Below are 19,511 nucleotides of genomic sequence, written 5' to 3'. Positions count from 1 at the left end.
CAACGGGCTCGGGCAGGTTGGGACTCAGATTGGGTGAAACCGCGCGTCTTGGGTTCTAGTCGACTGGAGTCCGAACCGGCAGAGCCCAAGGCAGGGTTAGACTCGCACGGCTAGGTCTCGGATAATCGAGATCTTGATGAATCGGAACATTCACCGACCGGGGATTAATCAACCGCAAGCTTGGCGAATTCAAACCCATCAAGGTCATTTGCCCTTCTCCCATGTTGGTTGTGAGTGGTGGCTCACAACACACGCTGGCAAACGCCACGCATTTGAGAGGCACTGACCGCACCTCTATTCTGGTTGTGAGTCGTCACTCACAATCGACAACACGAATAGAAAAGCGGCTACTGAAGGACGCTGTCTAACCCCTTGGTTGTGAGTCCTCGCTCACAACCAAGAATCAGGACATCAGCAATCTACCGTCTGACGGGATTCCATATCGTTGGTTGTGAGCCACGACTCACAACCAACGATATGGACACCAAGAACCCCTGCCGAAGAACATGCCTCCACTGGCAGTTGTGAGCCACGACTCACAACCAATGTGAGGATGAGCGCATAGGGCGGCACTGCACAGATGCGGGCGACCACACGACACGGGTGATCATGACAGGGCAATCGCGACGTACGAGGGCTGGGCGAAGTGCAATCCAACCCGGTCAAACACTAACGGACGCTGCGATACAGGTTGTGCGGTGCCCGTCATCGGCACGGTCAACGGGAATCTACCCCGCCATAGGAAGACTGCGCCCGTCAGTGTTTCTACGTTGCTGACACGATTGCGCCAGGACGAAGATACCAGAGACAAGCAATCCCACTTCCCCAGACCATCGGTATTCTCAGCCCTTCGACACCATCTGTGAGACCATCGGCACCCTCGGCACCAGAAACGCCGTCATCGGACTTACCATCGGCCAACCACCGGCACCAGCAACGTCATCGACCAACGTGATCGGTCAACGTCGTCAGCTAACGAACCGGCACCATCAACGCGCCGTCAGCCAAAGTCGTCGGCCAACGCACCAGCATCAGCAACGCCGTCAGCCATCACATCATCAGCGCCATCAGCGTCAAAGACCATCGATGCCACTGGTACGCTCAAGCCTTCGGCACTATCCGATCCGAAACGCCGCCAACGGAGCCAACCAAGTCAACGCCATCGACACAAGTCAGCGCTGATCCATCGGAACGTAATCGCGCTTCGCCTCACCCGTATACACCTGGCGCGGCCGGCCAATCTTGGTCATCGGGTCGTCCAGCATTTCGCGGTACTGCGCAATCCAGCCAGGGATGCGGCCGAGCGCGAACAGCGTCGTGAACATGGCCGGGTCGAAACCAATCGCGCGGTAAATTAACCCGGTGTAGAAGTCGACGTTCGGGTACAGATGTCGAGAGACGAAATACTCGTCGTTCAACGCGATCTGCTCAAGTTCCGTAGCCACGTCGAACAGCGCGCGCTCATCCTTCGGAAGCTTCAACGTCGCTTCATGCTCCACGATTTTCGTCAGATACGACTTTGCGATGGCCGCGCGCGGGTCGTACGACTTGTACACGCGATGGCCGAGCCCGGCGATGCGCTTGCCGTTGTCCTTGGACCATTCGATGAATTCCTTGACGGTCTTGCCCGAATCGCGGATGGCTTTGAGCTGACGCAGCACCGCCTCGTTCGCACCGCCATGCAACGGACCGGACAGCGCGTTGACACCCGCGGCGACCGCGGAATACAGGTTCGCATGCGCGCTGCCCGCAATTCGCACCACGGAGGTCGAGCAATTCTGTTCATGGTCGGCATGGATGATGAGCAGACGGCCGAGCGCGTGCACATACAGCTGGTCGGATTCGAACGGCTCGTATGGCACGGCAAAGCACATGCGCAGGAAATCGTCGACATAGCCGCGAGAGACGTCCGGATAGAGCATGGGCTCATCGCGACGGCGACGGAAGATGTAGCTGACGATGGTCCGCGCCTTCGCCATGATGATTTCGGCCGCTTCGTCAAGCTGATCGGAATCGTTGACATCCGTGGTGTCAGGGTAGAATGCGGCGAGCGCGTTGATGGCGGAGGCGAGCACGCTCATCGGGTGCGAAGTGCGCGGGAACGACCCCATGAAGGTGCGGAAATCCTCGCCGACCATGGTGCGATGGTTGATGTCGGAGCAGAACTTTTCGTATTGCCGGCGGGTGGGCAGTTCGCCGTGACGCAGCAGCCAGGCGACTTCAAGGAAATCAGACTTTTCGCACAGCTGCTCAATCGGGTAGCCTCGGTAGCGCAGAATCGAGTTGTTGCCGTCGATGAACGTGATTTTTGATTCACATTGCGCGGTCGTCAGGAAACCGGGGTCAAGCGTGACCCACCCGTCGTTGCGCAAATTGGACACAACGATGCCGTCCGGACCCGAGGTCGCTTTGACCAGCGGCAGATCGTACTGTTCGGAATCGATCTTCAACTCGGCTGTCGCCATCAGCTCCCCTTTCTGTTGGATACGTGCGCACCCGCCAATCGGCATCGTTCAAGCTGTCTTGAATGGTTCGGACGCCTCGAACGTCTCAAACGCCGACAACACAATGCTACCGATAACGCAACGGCGGTCACATAAGCGCGCGCTGGAGTGTGTTCATCATAACAGACCACGCCAAGACCATGCTCGCGCTGTCTTGTACAACGGTCACTTTCTCATCGCAATCGCCGCGGGGTTTCAGCAAAACGCGCTGATTTCACGGTTTGCTCCGACCATGAGAATTTCACAGATTCTGTGGATTGGGGCGTAAGGCGAGGGCGGTGAATAACCGAATTACCCTTGAGAATTCCGCAAATCCGGCGAATTGCAATATTGCGATGGACACCATGCAGCGATGAAACACCGCAGGGGCGGGACGTCGCGAACGGCCCACCCCTGTCAGTCAATCAGCGATGCGCAGACATGCGTAGCGTAGCCTAGCGTTGCGTTGACACCGTTTCGGCTTTGCGTCGGCCTTGCACAGACCCTACGCCAACCTTACGCAGACGACCTTGCGCCGCATCGCTGCAACCTTGTATCACTCGTCACGAGCGGTGAGAATCACCGGACCGTTCTCGGTGATGGCGATGGTGTGCTCGGTGTGCGCGCCGCGCGAACCATCGGCGGAACGCAGCGTCCAGCCGTCCTTCGGATCCTGGTAGATCTCGTCGGTGGTCTTCATGAACCACGGTTCGATCGCGATGACCAGCCCCGGGCGCAGCTTGTAGCCGTGATGCGCTTTGCCATCGTTGGCGACGTGCGGATCGCCGTGCATGATATGACCCACGCCGTGGCCGCCGAACTCGAGGTTCACGGTGTAGCCCTGCTCGTGCGCAACATCGCCGATGGCTGCAGAGATATCACCGAGACGGTTGCCCGGCTGAGCTTGCGCGATGCCGGCGGCGAGCGCATCCTCAGTGCATTTGATCAGGCGCAAGTCCTCGGGATCCTTGTTCTTGCCGACCACAAAGCTGATGGCGGAGTCACCGACCCACCCGTCGACGCTTATCGCCAGGTCGAGGCTGACCAGATCGCCGTCTTTCAGGTCATAATCATAAGGGACGCCATGCAGCACGGCATCGTTGACAGAAATGCAGATGTAATGCTTGAACGGGCCAGTGCCGAAGTCCGGGGCGTAATCCACGTAGCAGGATTCTGCACCCTTACGGCTTTCGATGCGGCGGCGGACGTAATCGTCGATGTCAAGCAGATTGGTTCCCACGCCGGTCTGGGCGCGCAGTTCCTTGAGAATGCTGCCGACAAAATGGCCGGCAGGCTTCATTGCTTCGATTTCCTGAGGTGTTTTCAGTTCGATCATAATTGCAACCCTACTTCGTACGGCTTACAAAGCAAACCGTTGCCTTGACGCCAGACGGCGAACCGTTGGCAGGAATGCAACGGGCCGCCTGTCAGTTGCGACAGGCGGCCCGCTCGTTCCGATGACTGTTCTTCAGCTACGTTCAGCGCTTGCTGGGTTTGCCGAAGGTGAACGCACGCACGATTGCACTGACACCGAGCACAATGAGCGTGATGCCGCCGAAAATCATCAGCGTCAACGCCGACGGCCCCGGCCAGAACAGGATTGCGATGCCCGCGATAATCGAAATGATCGCGTAGAAGATCGCCCATCCCTGCTTCGGCAGCATCCAGGACTCGGTCAGTGCCATAATGCCTTCAATGATCCAGCAGATGCCAACGGTCAAGGTGATGACGATAAGCAGGGTCTGCGCGGACAACGCCGTGTACTTGAACATGATGACGCCGCCAATGGTCAGCAGCAGGCCGACGATGATATCAAGCACACGCCATCCGGCGGGCAGACCGAGTTCGACAATGGCGCTGACGATACGCACCACGCCGGCGACAACGAAGAATACGCCCAGCGCGATGGCCGCGACGACCAGGGTCTTGCCCGGCCATACCAGCAACGCGACACCGAGGATGACGGCGACGATGCCAATCAGCCCATAGGCTCCGCGGATGGTGTTCTTCGCACGCTGCGGCAGCATCTCCTCGACCAGACGGAACGGGTTGAACGAATACTGGTTCCCGTCGTCGGATTCAGGATTCTGGCCCGCATTCGGGTTGGGGTTGTTGGCATACGGTCCATAAGGATTCTGATTCATATTCTGATCAGTCATGACTACTCCTTTCCTTACAGGCACCGGATTTTGCCTACATTTCGTATTGTATTCGTGCACGATGGTCTTGTGGGGCAACGACATGCGCAGTATTGTCCGGTTTCTTGCGCTCGTGCCCGCGCTCTGGGTGCCAGCTGCTCCACCCGCCCAGTACCGCCGACGGAACAATGCCGGATTGTCACCGAATCTGGCTAGGGTGAAGCTATGAGCAACGCTTTGGTTTCCGGCCTTGACCCGGCCTCTTTCTCCTCCGTTATCAAGCCCGCCGACGACCTGTTCCGTTACGTGAACGGGCCTTGGATCGACACCTATCGTCTTCCCGATGACCGTTCCCGCTATGGCTCCTTCGACAAGCTCGCAGAGAACGCCGAAAGCCAGATTCGCGACATCCTTGAGGATGACGATTGCCCCGCGACGAAGTCCCGTGCCCTCTACCACGCGTTCTGCGACACCGATGCCGTGGACGCCGCTGGCATTGAGCCGATTCGCCCCGATCTTGATGCCATCGACCATGCCGCGGATAAGACCGCGCTCACCCGCGTGCTCGGCTCATTGAACCCGACCGGGGGACCGGACCTGTTCGCGATGGCGATATATGGCGACCCGGGAGACCCCGAGCATAACATCGTACACATCGAACAGGCGGGCATCGGCTTGCCGGATGAGGCGTACTACCGCGAGGATCATTACGCCCCGGTTCGCGAACAGTATGTGGCGATGGTCGCCAAGCAACTGCGCCAGGCCGGGTACGGCGACGAGCTGGAATCCGAAGAACAGGCAAAGCGCTTCCTTGAGGTTGAGACCGCCATCGCTTCGCACCATTGGGACAACGTGGCCACAAGAGATTCGCAGAAAACCTACAATCCCACTGACTACGCGGCATTGAGCGAGTCGCTGGAGCATTTCGGCCTATCCGATTGGGTGGACGCATGGCAGACGGCATACGACGCGACGACGGCAGGCAAGGCACAACCGCTTGATTTCAAGACGATTGTGCAACATACGATCGTACATGAACCGAGCTTCCTGTCCGGGCTTGACGTATTCTGGGCGGCAAGCGACTTGGATGACCTCAAGCTGTGGGCACGCGTCCACACCATCATCGGATGGGCGGGCATGCTCAGCCAGGAGTTCGACGAGACGAATTTCGCGTTCTATGGCAAGGTGCTCTCCGGAGCCAAACAGCAGCGTGACCGGTGGAAGCGTGGCGTTTCGCTGGTCAACGGCGTGTGCGGTGAGGACGTCGGGCGCGAATACGTCAAACGTCACTTCCCCGAAAGCTCCAAGCAGCGCATGGAACAGCTCGTCGGGAATCTGATTGACGCCTACCGCGTGTCCATCAGTACCAGCGACTGGCTGAGCGAAGCGACCAAGGGCAAGGCGCTGGAAAAGCTCTCAAAGTTCACCGCGAAAATCGGGTATACCAGTCATTGGCGTGACTACGCCGCCCTTGACGTACGCGATGACGCCGGACTTGTGGACAATATGCGTGCCGCGTCCCTGTACGAGAACGGGTATCAACTGTCCAAGGCCGGCAAGCCTGTGGACCGTGATGAGTGGCTGATGAATCCGCAGACGGTCAACGCCTATTATGAGCCGTCACTGAATGTCATCGTGTTCCCGGCAGCAATTCTGCAGCCTCCTTTCTTCAATCCCGAAGCCGATGACGCAGCGAACTACGGTGGTATCGGTGCCGTCATCGGCCATGAAATCGGCCATGGCTTCGATGACCAGGGCAGCCAGTACGACGGCGACGGCAAACTCAACAACTGGTGGACCGACGAGGACCGTGAGCACTTCGAGCAGCGGACCAAGGCGCTCATCGAGCAGTACAACAGTTTCGTGCCGAGCCAGCTCGTCGAGAAGTACGCCGACGAGCCGGACAAAGCCCCACACGTCAACGGCGCGCTGACCATTGGTGAGAACATCGGCGACCTGGGCGGCGTGAATATCGCGCTCAAGGCATACGCCTTCGCCCTCGACGCCGCTGCCGGCAAACCGGAGGACGGCTCCACCGACGCCATCAAGGCAGCACTCGATACCGCGCCCGTCATCGACGGTTTCACAGGGCTTCAGCGTTTCTTCCTGAGCTACGCCTCGATTTGGCGGACCAAGCAGCGCGACGAACTCGCTGAGCAGTACCTGCAGATCGACCCCCACTCCCCCGCAGAATTCCGCACCAATGGCATCGTGCGCAATGTCGATTTGTTCTACACGGCGTTCAACGTGCAGCCCGAGGACGCGATGTGGCTCGACCCCGACAAGCGGGTACGCATCTGGTGATGCCACCTGTGTGCCGATAGGGCGCACGATTGCAGCCGCCGGACCATGCACCGCCGCCATATTCCGTCGTGTCGCGGATATGACCAGCCGGCAGTATTCCTCCCCACCACGTGGCCACGAAGACTCCTACATGTCTTCGTGGCCATTCTTGTTTGCCTGATTTCAAGCCGTCCCTGGTCAAAATACCTCCTCAGGAGGGTTCTCATCATCTTCGGGCGTGGGATATGTTTCATCCTCAGCCGCTTGGGACTGTTGCGGCTCAGCGAATGGATCGCGCGGAAGACCCCCTTGGTTTTGCCCGGCGGAGGCTTCCGGAGGCACGGCTCCCTGATTAGGCGCACCTGACATGGAAGCCTGCTGCATTTGCGGTTGTCCCTGCGGCTGCTGCTGTTCCTGCGGTTGCGTCGACGTCCCAGGCGCCGGTACCCCGGACGCAAATCCTGATTTCTGCTTGGTGAACTGCGATACCCCAAGTCCAAGATCATGGCCGATGGAAGCCGCTTCGATGACCGTTCTGGAATGGGTTTCGCCATCACGCTCCCACTGCTCGTTCGCCAACGTGCCCGACACAATAATCGGATCGCCTTTATGCACGCTCGTCAGCACATTGCGCGCCAACGCGCGGAACGCCTTGACCGTAATCCATATGGTCGGGCGGTCCCTCCATTCCTTTGCGGAGTTGTCAAAATAGCGGCGAGTACACCCGATCCTGAACGAACAGGCGGGCACATCCTTGCCGAAATTGACCGGGTCGGAACCGGCGTATCCATTGATGGTTATCAGACCTTGCTGCACCATTGCTTTCCCCCTCATGATTGCGAATCCATGACTGCGATATGTGGACTGCAGCCGCGACGGGGACACGTCCTACCACACAACTGGAGATTGGAGCGAGGAGAGAAGCCTGTCGTATTGCAGGATGTCACCGTCGCGTCTGCGGTACTATTCATTCTTCCGGATGGCATGGGTACTGCGCCAGCCAATCGGAAAATGTGGTCAAAAGATGTGTTCAACTAGCGAAATCCGCAGAATATCAAGGAAAAGTGAGAAACGGCGGAATGTGGATAACTCACGATACCGGTGTTGCTTCGCGTCCGTCGATGTGTTACGAGTCATAAGGACAGCCGGTTTGAACGAGAACGTCGACTGGGAATGCCTTCGGCGTCGCTGCTCGCAACCAGGTTGAGATACCACACACCCCCAGCAACATTGGCAAGGTCCCACCGTTCCACCGTAACCGGTTTAGGTAGTGGCGCCAGCAGCCTAACGCGCACATGTCGTCGGCGTAATGAGGTTTTCAGGAAAGTCGCTCGGCTGGAAGCCGCCGAGAACAGTCGTTCAGGCGAGGACGCCGATTTGACAAACCCAGCGAATCCAATGAATTTCACAAATCCCGTACGAATCCCGCAGCTCCCGCAAATCGCACGAATCCTGCGAATCCGGTAAATCCCCGGCGCCCACACGCAGTGGCGGGCGCACCTTACTCAGATGACGCCCGCCACAGGTTGAATCATGTCTGCGCGCACACGCACGGAACACGAATCACATCATGCCGTACTCTTGCCGTACGTTGTCTGTGCGATACCCGGCCTCTACTTGCCAAGCAATGCGGCAAGACGATCGGCGATGGTCTGCGCAGCCGCATCGACGGCGACAGCCTCGGAGTTCGAACCGTCACGGTCGCGGACCTCGATTGTGCCGTTGTTGACCGTGTCACGGCCGACGACAGCGACCAGCGGCACACCAATCAGCTCGGCATCCTTGAACTTGACGCCCGGGGAGACCTTCTTGCGGTCGTCGTACAGCACCTCGATACCGCGCGCTTCAAGTTCGGCGACCAGCTTTTCGGCGGCGTCGAAGGCCTCGGCGTTCTTGCCGGTGGCGAGGACATGCACCTGGGCCGGGGCGATGACCGCAGGCCAGGCCAGACCCTTGTCGTCATGATGGGTTTCGGCGACGCACGCGAGCACACGGCTGACGCCGATACCGTAGCAGCCCATCCACACCGGGACGGCTTTGCCGTTCTGATCGAGGACCTTCAGGCCAAGCGCGTTGGAATACTTGAGACCAAGTTGGAAGACCTGACCGATTTCCACGCCGCGTTCGAAGCTCAGCGGGCCGGAACCATCCGGGCTCATATCGCCATGGCGGACCTCGACGGCCTCGACAGTGCCGTCGGCGGTGAAATCACGGCCGTACACGAGGTTGTAGTAGTCGACTTCATGTTCGTCGGCGCCGGTGAACCACGCGGAACCGTGGGCGATATGCGCGTCGACGAAATAGCGGATCGGGTGCTCGACACCGCGCGCCGCAGCCTGCGGGCCAAGGGCCATCGGGCCGATATAGCCGCGGACCAGCTCCGGATGTGCCTTCAAGTCATCCTCGGTCGCTTCCTCAATCTCGGCGGGGGTGAACTGGGCTTCCAGACGCTTCATATCGACAACGCGATCGCCGGGCACACCGACAACCACGAGTTCGCGCCACGGCTTATCATGGTCGGCATCCTCAGGGTGTTTGACGGCGATGACCACATTCTTTAGGATGTCACTCGCCTGCCACTGACGGCCGTCGCTGCGCGGATGGTCCTCATTGGCGCGCGCGACCATATTGTCAATGCTCATCGCATCAGGGGTTGGGACCTTTTCGGCGGCAGGAGTGTCGGAATAATCCTCGACCGGCGGTTCCGGCGTAGTCAGCGCTTCGACGTTCCAAGCCTTGCCGGACGGGGCAAGTGCGAAGGTGTCCTCGCCAATCGGCATCGGGGCAAGGAACTCCTCGGACGCAGATCCGCCCATTGGGCCGGACATGGCGAACACCGGGACATACTTCAAATCAAGACGGGTGAAGATGCGCTCGTAGGCGCCGCGCTCGTCCATATAGGCCTTGCGCATGCCTTCCTCGTCGACCGTGAAGGAGTAGGCGTCCTTCATGATGAACTCGCGGCCGCGAATCAGACCGGCGCGCGGGCGGAACTCGTCACGGTACTTGGTCTGGATCTGGTACAGCGTCACCGGCAGGTCTTTGTATGAGGAGTACATGTCCTTGACCAGCAGGGTGAACATCTCTTCGTGCGTCGGAGCCAGCAGGTAATCCGCACCATGACGGTCCTTCAGACGGAAGATGTTCTCGCCGTACTCTTCCCAGCGATGGGTCGCCTCATAGGGCTCGCGAGGCAGCAGAGCCGGGAAATGCACTTCCTGGGCGCCGATGCCGTTGATTTCCTCACGGATGATTCCTTCGATCTTGTCGAGAACGCGCAAACCGAGCGGCAGCCACGTCCAGATGCCGGGAGCGGCTTTGCGGATGTACCCGGCGCGTTGCAGCAGTTTTGCGGAATCGACGTCCGCATCGGCGGGATCCTCGCGCAGCGTGCGCAGGAACAGCGTAGACATACGAAGTGCTTTGGAACTCATGAATCCCAAGGTATTCGCGTTATGGGACATTATGGTCGGCAAGGCTTCGGCAGATACGAAGCGATCCGAGACGGTGCAGTGGCTGATAACGTCATGGGCGCCACTGCCGGGCGTCACCGTATTCCATGACCGCCGAGGGAATGCCCCAGGACGATGCCCCAGCCTGAGCACGATGCCCCCAAGCGCCGGTGTCTATGGCCTCGCGCTTGAGACATGCCCGATGCAGCCTGCGCACAGCAACCGTCGCCGATACAGGGATGCCGCGTACCCGCGGCATCAGGGACGGGTTCGTGTTCATCCGCGGTGTTCTGCGGCGATCTGCGGTACGACAGCCATGCGCCCACCGCGAGAGATACCACAATCCGGAATCGGGAATCTGGTTCGGGAATCCAGTCAAGCGGCCTGTACGCCGTTCGGCCCGCTTGCTGATTGACCGTCTGCCGGCGCCCCCGCCGACGACGAGGCGCATGAGCGCCGTATCCGAACCGCCGTCTTCCCGTTAACCTCCGATCGATCGAATTCGGTGAATCAACCGACATCAACCAATTGGTTGGTATATCAACGATGATTACGTTCGCATTAAAAAACGACACGCGTAAAACGTTTCACGCTTGCCGTTAAACGTTTAATGTCCTATCGTGAGATACGCAAACGGAAAACGACACAGACGTCAGCAGCAAGCAATACGAACAACACATTCCATACCAGCCTGCGCCGCTGCACCCCAGCCGATTTCCGTAGCACCACAAACAACAAGTAAAGTCGAAGGACAGAGAAATGGCACGAAGAAGTGTACGGATGGCCATCGCGGCCATCGCAACGGCATCCATGCTCATCCCGCTCGCCGCATGCGGCGGAAGCGGCAAGGCGACCACCGATGCCAACGGCAAACCGATCGTCACCATCCAAGTCAGGCGCAACGTCACCGACAACCCGATGAAGAAGACCCAATTCTCCAAGGATCTTGAAGCCGCCTGCGATTGCACGATCAACTGGCAGGAAATCAGCGATAACGCATGGGGCCAGCAGAAGTCCGCCAAGATGGCTGCCGGCGACTTCCCTGACATCGGCCTGGCGTTGTACGACTCCACCGACGTCACCAAGTATTCCTCGCAGTTCGAGGACATGTCCAAGGACCTGTCCAAGCTGCCGAACGTCAAGAAGTTCTTCAAGGCGCAGCCCGATGCCAAGAAGTTCGCAGAAGACAACGGCCACCTGTATCTGCTCCCCTCCGACCGTGGCAAGGGCTACCGCGTCTCCGCCACGCATATGTTCATCAACAAGACCTGGCTTGACAAGCTCGGCCTGCCAGTCCCGACCACTTGGGGCGAGCTGAAGACCACGCTTGAGGCCTTCAAGACCAAGGATCCGAACGGCAACGGCAAGGCCGATGAGGTCCCGATGAACATCCGCGGCTTGGGCTTCGGTCTGTGGAGCCCGCTGACGCTGATGAACTCCACCGGCCTGACCACGAGCTTCATGGGCGCCTCCGCATCCAGCCAAGGCTACTATGTCAAGAACGGCAAGGTCGCCAGCTACCTGACCTCCAATGAGCTCAAGGACACCATCAGCTACCTGCACTCACTGATGGCCGAAGGACTTATCCCGAAGGACGCGCTGACCCGCGACGCCTCCAAGTACAACTCGCAGACCATCAGCGACGGCAAGACCGCCATCAGCGGTGTCACCTTCGGCTGGTCCAATTACTCGGAGTTCGGTGACAAGCTCGCCGATCAGTACATCACCCTCCCTCCGCTTAAGCAGAAGGCCTCCGACCCGGACTCCCAGGTCAAGTGGGATTACTCGCAGCCGGCAGCTGAATACGCCTACGTGCTCAGCCTCAACCCGAAGACCGCGAACAAGGATGCAGCGCTCAAGCTCATCAACGCGATGTACAGCGAAAAGCTCTCCGTCTCCGGCTTCTACGGCTCCATCCCGGATATCGTGACCGACAACGGCAACCACACCTACACCATCGACAAGGCCAAGGCCTACGCCGAGTACCCGGACACCCGCGCCGTCGCACTCCAGGATCGCTTCGCCGGCTGGATTCCCGATAACGTGACGATCGTCAACGACACCAACGCCGAGCAGGTCACCGCCAGCGACCAGGCCGTGCGTGAAACCATCAAGAAGAACGTCGACCCGGTCAAGGACGTCATCCCGATCTGGGTGCACCCGGACAGCGAAGACATGGACACCCTGTCGAACAACAACACCGCGATCTTCAACTACACCGACAACCAGCTGGCCAAGTGGGTGCAGAAGGGCGGCATCGACAGCGAGTGGAGCGACTACCTCAAGAAAGTCAAGGAACCGACACTCGGCCTCGACACCAACATCAAGATCTGGCAGAAGTACTACGACAAGCAGGCCTGACGCCACATCCTGACAATCACGAATAACTGAACCGGCAACGCGCCTTGGGTGTACCGCACAACGCGCTAACACCCAAGGCGGAGACCACGACACCACTTACCCTTGAATCCTTGAACAGTGGAGGGGTCGCTCCCCTCCACCCCTCCTCTTTTTCCCATGCCGATGATCGCATACCAGGCTCCAGACAGTAGCCAACGCACTTCACCGGCCCGGTGAACACATAGAACAACCAACCATTGGAGCTAACATGGCTACGCAATCTCTCAGCGCAACGCCTGCCGCGCCTGCACAGGACAGCCGGCGGCCATCCAGCGTTGCATCAGGCACCACAAAGAAGCCCAATATTTTCAAACGAATCGCTCAGCATTTCCGTCGCTATTGGGAACTGTGGCTGCTCAGCGCCCCCGCACTCATCTTCGTGGCGATCTTCGCCTACGTGCCGATGTGGGGCATTCAGCTCGCCTTCCGCAAGTTCGACCCGGACAAAGGCCTGACCGGCGGCGATTGGGTTGGATTCTACTACTTCAACCAGTTCTTCCACTCCCCGCTGTTCGGCGAAATCATGACCAACACCATCCGCATCAGCCTGTGGACCCTGGTCATGGGCTTCATCTTCCCAATCATCCTCGCACTGCTCATCAACCAGATTCACTCCACCAAGGTCAAGGGCTTCGTCCAGACCGTCACCTACATGCCGCACTTCATCTCCGTCGTGGTCATCGTCTCGATGCTCAACATCTTCCTGACCCCCGGCAGCGGCATCATCGGCCGTTTCCTCGGCCCTGAAAGCGTCATGGGCAACCCGAAGGCGATCACTTCCGTCTACTGGATTTCTGAAGTCTGGCAGCATTGCGGATGGAACTCCATCATCTATCTCGCCGCACTCGCCGGCGTGGACACGTCCCTGTATGAAGCGGCCAAAATCGATGGCGCAGGACGCTGGCAGCTGATCCGCACCGTTGATATCCCCGCGATCATGCCGACCGCAGGCATCCTGCTCATCCTGAGCATGGGCAGCGTCTTGAACGTCGGCTTCGACAAGATCTTCCTGATGCAGAACTCGCTGAACCTGCCCGCCACCGAGGTCATCTCGACCTACACCTACAAAATCGGTATTCTCAACAGCCAGTTCTCGTATTCCACCGCAATCGGCCTGTTCAATACGGTCGTCAACTTCGTCTTCTTGATCACGGCGAACGCGATCTCCAAGAAGATCTCTGAAACCAGCATTTTCTAGGAGTCAACCATGTCGACAACAACAGTTACGCCAGCCCCGAAAACCTCGGGCGATGAAATCCCTTGGAACAAACACCAGCACCAGCATCTGACCCCAGGCGACTGGGTGACCTCGATCATCATCTACGGGCTCATCGCTCTGGCGGTGATCGCGGTCCTGTACCCGCTCTGGTTCGTGGTCATCGCGTCCTTCTCCAACCCGAACAAGGTCGCCGCCGGCGACGTGTTCCTCCTGCCGAAAGGCGTCACCTTCGTCGGCTACGCCAAAGTGTTCGCGAACGCCCGCATCTGGCACGGCTACCTCAACACCATCATCTACTCGGTGGTCGGCACCGCGGTGAACCTCGCGGTCACCATCCCCTGCGCGTTCGCCCTGTCCCGCAAGGAATTCAAGCCGCGTCGCGTCATCCTGTTCCTGTTCACCGTCACGATGTTCATCGCCGGTGGCCTGATCCCGAACTACTTGCTGTACAAGCAGCTCGGCCTGCTCAACTCCATGTGGGTCTTCATCCTCCCGGGCGCGGTCAGCGTGTACAACGTCATCGTGGCGCGTTCCTTCTTCGAAACCTCAATTCCTGAAGAGCTGTTCGAAGCTGCCCAGCTGGATGGCGAAAGCTACCTCGGCTACTTCTTCAGGATCGTGATCCCGCTGAGCTCCGCGATTCTAGCCGTCATCGGCCTGTACTACTTCGTCGGCCACTGGAACGACTTCATGACAGGCTTGATCTTCATCACCGATGATGAGAAGCAACCGTTGCAAGTCGTGCTTCAGCAGCTGCTGCTCGTTGCGCAAGGCACCGCGACCAACGTCGATGCCGCAGCCCAGCAACAGGCCGCCGACCAGATCAAGTTCGGCATCATCATCGTTTCGACGCTGCCGCTCATGGTCATCTACCCGTTCCTGCAGAAGTACTTCAACAAGGGCGTCATGCTCGGAGCGGTCAAGGGCTGAGCCCACAACGCACTTGCCGGGATGTCGTTATCCCCTTTGCGGCATCCCGGCGATTTCTCGAACCGCGGGCGCAACGGTCTCACCGTCACCCGCACACGACTTGACTTGAAGGAGAATCATGTTACGTTCATTCGCCGTAGGATACGAACGCTTCTGCCGCGTCGTGCTCATGATCGCGGTCACCCACGTGGCGTTCCTCGTGCATACGCTGATGGGCGTGGTCGTCATCGGCCTGTTTCCTTCGATTTCAGCGACCTACACGACATACCGCACCTGGTGGCTTGACGAAGACCACAGCTGGAGCATCCGCCAAACCTGGACCGTCTTCCACCGCGCGTGGAAGGACGAGCTCGCCGGCGCGAACCGGTTCGGCTGGCCTCAAGCGCTGTTGTGGCTGCTGCTGATGTTCGACTACCGGGTGGTGAACTTCCATGACGCTGGAACACTCGGATACGCCAGTGCAGGCGTCTTGCTGATTGGCATGGTGTTCTACGGCCTGTTCTGCAGCCTGTCATGGGCGATGAGAGCCAACTTCAATGAATCCGGTTGGTGGATTGTCCGCATGACCCTCCAGATGGTCATCGCACGTCCACTGTGCAGCCTGTGCCTGACCGTCCTGGTCATCCTCACAGTATGCGCATGGATGACATGGCCAGGACTCGTCCCCGCATTCGGAGTAGCATTGCCAGTGTTCTTCGTCATGATGATTGTCGGCAAATTCGGCAAAATACCGGGCATGGTCAGACCGACCGAAGACGACAAGCCACGTCTGCGCTTGCAGACGACCGGCACCGCAGACAAGTAAGGAGCACGCATGGTATCTCTCAAAGATATCGCCAAACAGGCAGGTGTCTCCGTCTGCGCCGTATCCCTCGTCCTCAATGGCAAGTACAAGAATCGCGTGAGCGACACCACCGCGCAGCATATCCGTGAAACCGCGGCATCGCTCCACTATGAGCCGAATATGCTCGCGCGGACGCTGAAAACCAACAAATCGCACACCTTGGGCTTCGTCACCGACGAGATCATCACCACGCCTTCCGCAGTGCGCATCATGCTTGGAGCGCAGGAAGCCGCCCGCAAACTGGGCTACATCCTCATCTCCATGAACACGAACAATGACAAGTCGCTGGAACGGCAGGAAATCGCGACACTCAAGCGTTACCACGCCGATGGCTTCCTATACGCGTTCATGTACCATCGCGTCGTGGACGTTCCTTCGGCCCTGCGTTCCATGCCGACCGTTGTGGTCGACGCCGAGGACGCGAACCATGATCTGCCGTCGATCTACCCTGATGAATTCGGCATCGGCTATGACGCGACCAACCGGCTCATCAAGGCGGGCTGCCGAAGGATCGCGTATTTCGGCTCAGAATCAGGAATCATCGCTCAATCGCAGCGCCTGGCAGGGTATCGCAAGGCACTGCACGATGCCGGTATGAACGATGATCCGCAACTGATTGTGAGAGCGACGGAACACCAGAACGCCGATGAACGGGCCGTCGACCTGTTGAAAGTCGCCGCGCCTGACGGTGTGTTCTGCTTCAATGACGTCCGAGCTTCGTCCATCTACGCCGCGGCGAATGAATTGGGCATGCGCATCGGCAAAGACATCTCCATCGTCAGCGTCGACAATCTGCCGAATATCACCGACGCGTTACGCCCAGGACTGACCACCATCGAATTGCCACATTATGAGATGGGCTTCGAAGCGGTCTGCCAGCTCGTGGCGATGATCGAACAGCGAGACAAGCCGGACATCAAGCCCGACCAGATGTTTCGCTCATCCTTCGACACCAAAGATACATTCACGACAGTGCATGGTTCAATCATCGAGCGAGACTCCGTCCAACACGCAGCTCACGGGAACGAGTGACGGCAGACCAAAACGCTGACCGGCACCAGCCCAGGCAAACCGGACGAACTGTATAAGCCCATCGTCGCGGCTACCGCCACACGTCGTGGCATCCGCCCATAACCGGCCATGCCCGCCCCCCCCCCCCAATTTTCAATCAACAACCACCATTGCAAAGGAGCACCATGCTTCCCACTACCAACGCCACCAGCGCGCGTATCGCCACCGGCGACTACGCCCATCTCGACCTGTTCGTCGAACGCACGGACGAGCTGGCATCAATCAACTTGTCCCGTCCCAGCGATGGAGCCACCATCGCATACGCGGTCATGCCGAAGAACGAAAACCGTCACCACTTCCAGTTCGACGTGCCCGCCGGCACTGACCTCGACATCAGTATCAATCAAGCGGTCTGCCGTTTCGGCTATCTGAGCGAAAGCGACGATGATCTCGACAAGGGCATTCAGTACGTCAATCTCGATCCGGATTTCGCACAATGGGATACGCTGCCCACCACGGAGGCCATCTACCGTCAGCCGGAGCGCACTGGATCGCACTTCGAACCGATTGCGCACTGGATGAACGACCCGAACGGTCTGTGTGAATTCAGGGGACGCTACCACCTGTTCTTCCAGTTCAATCCTTACGGATGGGGCTGGGACTGCATGCACTGGGGACACGCGGTGAGCCGGGACCTGGTGCATTGGACGCATCTGCCGATCGTACTGGAACCGCAGCCTGAGTTCGCCGCAGACCATACACTCACCGGCGGCGCGTTCTCCGGCTCAGCCATCACCGTGAACAACGACGGCTACCCGTGCAAGGGGGAAGACGCCGACGCCATCCGTTTCGTGCTCACCCGCCACACCGAAACCCGTGGCGATGAACATTCCGTCGAAGAACACCAGACGACCTGCCTGAGTCATGACGGCATTCACTTCGAGGTGGAAACGCCATGGATCACCCGGCCGACGCCGACGACCGGCTTGGACTTCCGCGATCCGAAAATCGAAACCAACCTGCCGCTGAACAAAACGCATAACGGACGCGCGTGGATTGTGACCGCCACCAACCAGCCGGTCGACGAATTCGATCAGAATGCCGACGCTGGCATCAGCCACGCATCGACCGCCGGCTGGTTCGCCACCTATCCGATGGGCAAGCCGGCCGAAGCGCAGGAGAACAAGGCGACCGTGCCCGTCATGGCCCTGTTCTCTACCGCCCTGCCGCTGCACCGCAACTCTGTATGGCAGTATGAGGGACCGGTCCTCGCTGATTTCGGGCATCAGGTCTCCCGTACCTACGAGTGCCCGGACCTGTTCGCGCTGGACAACCGCACGGTCGCCTGCGGGGCGCTGATGCACTACCGCACTGCAGAAGGCGGTTTCCAGCCGGTTCGTTGGTATGTGGGTGATCTCAACGATGATGGGACAGCACCGCGCCTGACCGTAACGTCCAGCGATTGGATCGACTTCGGTCTCGGATACTATGCGACGCAGAGCTTCCGCGATGACCGCGACCGCCGTATCGTCATCGCTTGGATCGTCGACCATGCCGGCGTGCGTCGAGAAGGCCCGTGCCGTGCCAACGGCATCATGTCGCTGCCGCGCGAACTCCACGTCGTCAACGACCGTCTGGTCGGCAAGCCAATCAAGGAAGTGTACGATCAACTGGTCGGCGCCCCGATCCAGATCGACACCGCCAACAGCACCACTTCGAGCGTCAAGCAGTGGTCTGCGACATGCCCGAACGACTCGTATTACGCGGATATCACGCTGGACGACGACGCCGATTTCACACTGACGATCGCCGAGAACCGCAACACCAACGGCGGCACGCCGGAAAGCCTGCGCTTGGTGCGTCGGGACGGGGTGACCCGCCTGGCGACAAGCGGGCAGGGTGATTTCGACAAGAACACCTATGACAGCGGCATTCGCGATGTCCGTCATATCGAGGTGTTCTTCGACCACCAGGTCGCCGAAGTGTTCCTCAATGACGGCGAAGCTGCGGGAACCATGCTGTTCCAGGCCGGCGAGCCTCAGGTGCGGATGGAGCTCGACACCCAAGGCAGCGTCACCGCGTGCAAGGTGAACACGCTCAACACCATCTGGTGACACCTCCCCCACGCATTCAACAGGCCCTCTGCCGATGCTGAGCACCATGCCCAGTTTCGGCAGAGGGTCAGGTGTTATTGATGTTTCTTGCCGCCCGCAGGGGTGCTTGTCGTTTCATCGACCTCCTCCTCGACGGTCTCTTCAAGTTCCGCACGCTCCAGCCCGGACATCGGGTACAGGAAAATCGGCAGCATCATCAGGCATCCGACCAGATAGAACACGTCAGGCAGCGAGAACAGATGGAAGAAGGTCAGGCTGTTCGGCATGAGGATGCCGACACAGACCACGGCCATGCCGATTGGCGGCAAGGTCGACCACACCACGGGGTTCGGGGCATTGTCGGCGCGCTTGCGTTTCACAGAATCAAGATATACCGGGATGATGAACATGAGACCGCCGACCAAGGTGAGGACATCCGTGAGTTTCACAGTGCCGAACAGCACGAGCGGCCGTGTCTGGAACAGGACGAATGCGACGAACATGGACAACAGACCGATGACAGATACTACGGTTGATTTCTTCATGGCTAACCTCCTTGCGATGGCGTCCGCCTCTCCTGTGAGCCGGACGCATCCGATACTTCCAGTGTAGCCTGCTCATCGCCGTGACGCGTGAATCCACACGCGGGAAGCCCCCA

13 protein-coding genes are annotated in these 19,511 nt (G+C 59.1%); 7 read left to right on the top strand and 6 right to left on the bottom strand.

Features of this window, described 5'->3' with window-relative positions:
- Nucleotides 1-1,172: 1,172 nt before the first annotated feature.
- From ACTQYB_RS03210 to ACTQYB_RS03200, 3 genes are all read right to left on the bottom strand, one after another.
- A complete protein-coding gene (locus ACTQYB_RS03210; protein WP_441481859.1) occupies nt 1,173-2,465 on the bottom strand; it encodes a citrate synthase in 1,293 nt (430 codons plus the stop codon).
- A 574-nt stretch (nt 2,466-3,039) separates the two neighbouring features.
- Nucleotides 3,040-3,819: a type I methionyl aminopeptidase gene (gene map / locus ACTQYB_RS03205; protein ID WP_015450800.1), complete on the bottom strand. Its 780-nt coding sequence runs from the start codon at nt 3,817-3,819 to the stop codon at nt 3,040-3,042.
- A gap of 142 nt (nt 3,820-3,961) precedes the next feature.
- Nucleotides 3,962-4,642, bottom strand: coding sequence for an HdeD family acid-resistance protein (locus ACTQYB_RS03200; protein ID WP_321047013.1), 681 nt, complete (start codon nt 4,640-4,642; stop codon nt 3,962-3,964).
- Nucleotides 4,643-4,846: 204 nt separating this feature from the next.
- On the opposite strand from ACTQYB_RS03200, the gene ACTQYB_RS03195 reads away from it, so the two are divergent.
- Nucleotides 4,847-6,925 carry a M13 family metallopeptidase gene (locus ACTQYB_RS03195; RefSeq protein ID WP_441481858.1) on the top strand — a complete coding sequence of 693 codons (2,079 nt, stop codon included), beginning with the start codon at nt 4,847-4,849 and terminating at the stop codon, nt 6,923-6,925.
- Between the two features lie 177 nt (nt 6,926-7,102).
- On the opposite strand, the gene ACTQYB_RS03190 is transcribed toward ACTQYB_RS03195, so the two are convergent.
- Together ACTQYB_RS03190 and ACTQYB_RS03185 are read right to left on the bottom strand one after the other, a co-directional pair.
- Complete coding sequence (locus ACTQYB_RS03190; protein ID WP_441481857.1) at nt 7,103-7,738, bottom strand: single-stranded DNA-binding protein; 636 nt, start codon at nt 7,736-7,738, stop codon at nt 7,103-7,105.
- Between the two features lie 779 nt (nt 7,739-8,517).
- Nucleotides 8,518-10,338, bottom strand: a complete 1,821-nt coding sequence (locus ACTQYB_RS03185) for a proline--tRNA ligase (RefSeq protein ID WP_412170573.1) — start codon at nt 10,336-10,338, stop codon at nt 8,518-8,520.
- Between the two features lie 777 nt (nt 10,339-11,115).
- Here ACTQYB_RS03185 and ACTQYB_RS03180 point away from each other — a divergent pair.
- The 6 genes from ACTQYB_RS03180 to ACTQYB_RS03155 all read left to right on the top strand — a co-directional run bounded on the left by ACTQYB_RS03180 (nt 11,116) and on the right by ACTQYB_RS03155 (nt 18,874).
- On the top strand, nt 11,116-12,717 hold the full coding sequence (locus ACTQYB_RS03180) for an extracellular solute-binding protein (RefSeq protein WP_441481856.1): 1,602 nt from the start codon (nt 11,116-11,118) through the stop codon (nt 12,715-12,717).
- 247 nt (nt 12,718-12,964) lie between these two features.
- Nucleotides 12,965-13,954, top strand: a complete 990-nt coding sequence (locus tag ACTQYB_RS03175) for an ABC transporter permease (protein WP_321047008.1) — start codon at nt 12,965-12,967, stop codon at nt 13,952-13,954.
- 9 nt (nt 13,955-13,963) lie between these two features.
- Nucleotides 13,964-14,905 carry a carbohydrate ABC transporter permease gene (locus ACTQYB_RS03170; RefSeq protein ID WP_441481855.1) on the top strand — a complete coding sequence of 314 codons (942 nt, stop codon included), beginning with the start codon at nt 13,964-13,966 and terminating at the stop codon, nt 14,903-14,905.
- A gap of 118 nt (nt 14,906-15,023) precedes the next feature.
- Complete coding sequence (locus tag ACTQYB_RS03165) at nt 15,024-15,710, top strand: YesL family protein (protein ID WP_412170571.1); 687 nt, start codon at nt 15,024-15,026, stop codon at nt 15,708-15,710.
- Nucleotides 15,711-15,719: 9 nt separating this feature from the next.
- Entirely contained in the window at nt 15,720-16,781 is a 1,062-nt protein-coding gene (locus ACTQYB_RS03160; protein WP_441481854.1) for a LacI family DNA-binding transcriptional regulator, read from the top strand.
- A gap of 164 nt (nt 16,782-16,945) precedes the next feature.
- Entirely contained in the window at nt 16,946-18,874 is a 1,929-nt protein-coding gene (locus ACTQYB_RS03155) for a glycoside hydrolase family 32 protein (RefSeq protein ID WP_441481853.1), read from the top strand.
- A gap of 74 nt (nt 18,875-18,948) precedes the next feature.
- Here ACTQYB_RS03155 and ACTQYB_RS03150 read toward each other — a convergent pair whose 3' ends face one another.
- Nucleotides 18,949-19,398, bottom strand: coding sequence for a permease (locus ACTQYB_RS03150; protein ID WP_441481852.1), 450 nt, complete (start codon nt 19,396-19,398; stop codon nt 18,949-18,951).
- Nucleotides 19,399-19,511: the final 113 nt, after the last annotated feature.

It is taken from the genome of Bifidobacterium sp. LCP19S3_E9 (assembly GCF_052121135.1).
Taxonomy (GTDB): domain Bacteria; phylum Actinomycetota; class Actinomycetes; order Actinomycetales; family Bifidobacteriaceae; genus Bifidobacterium; species Bifidobacterium thermacidophilum.
Note: the sequence above shows the minus strand (reverse complement) of the source record. Positions and strands in the feature narration are given on the sequence as shown.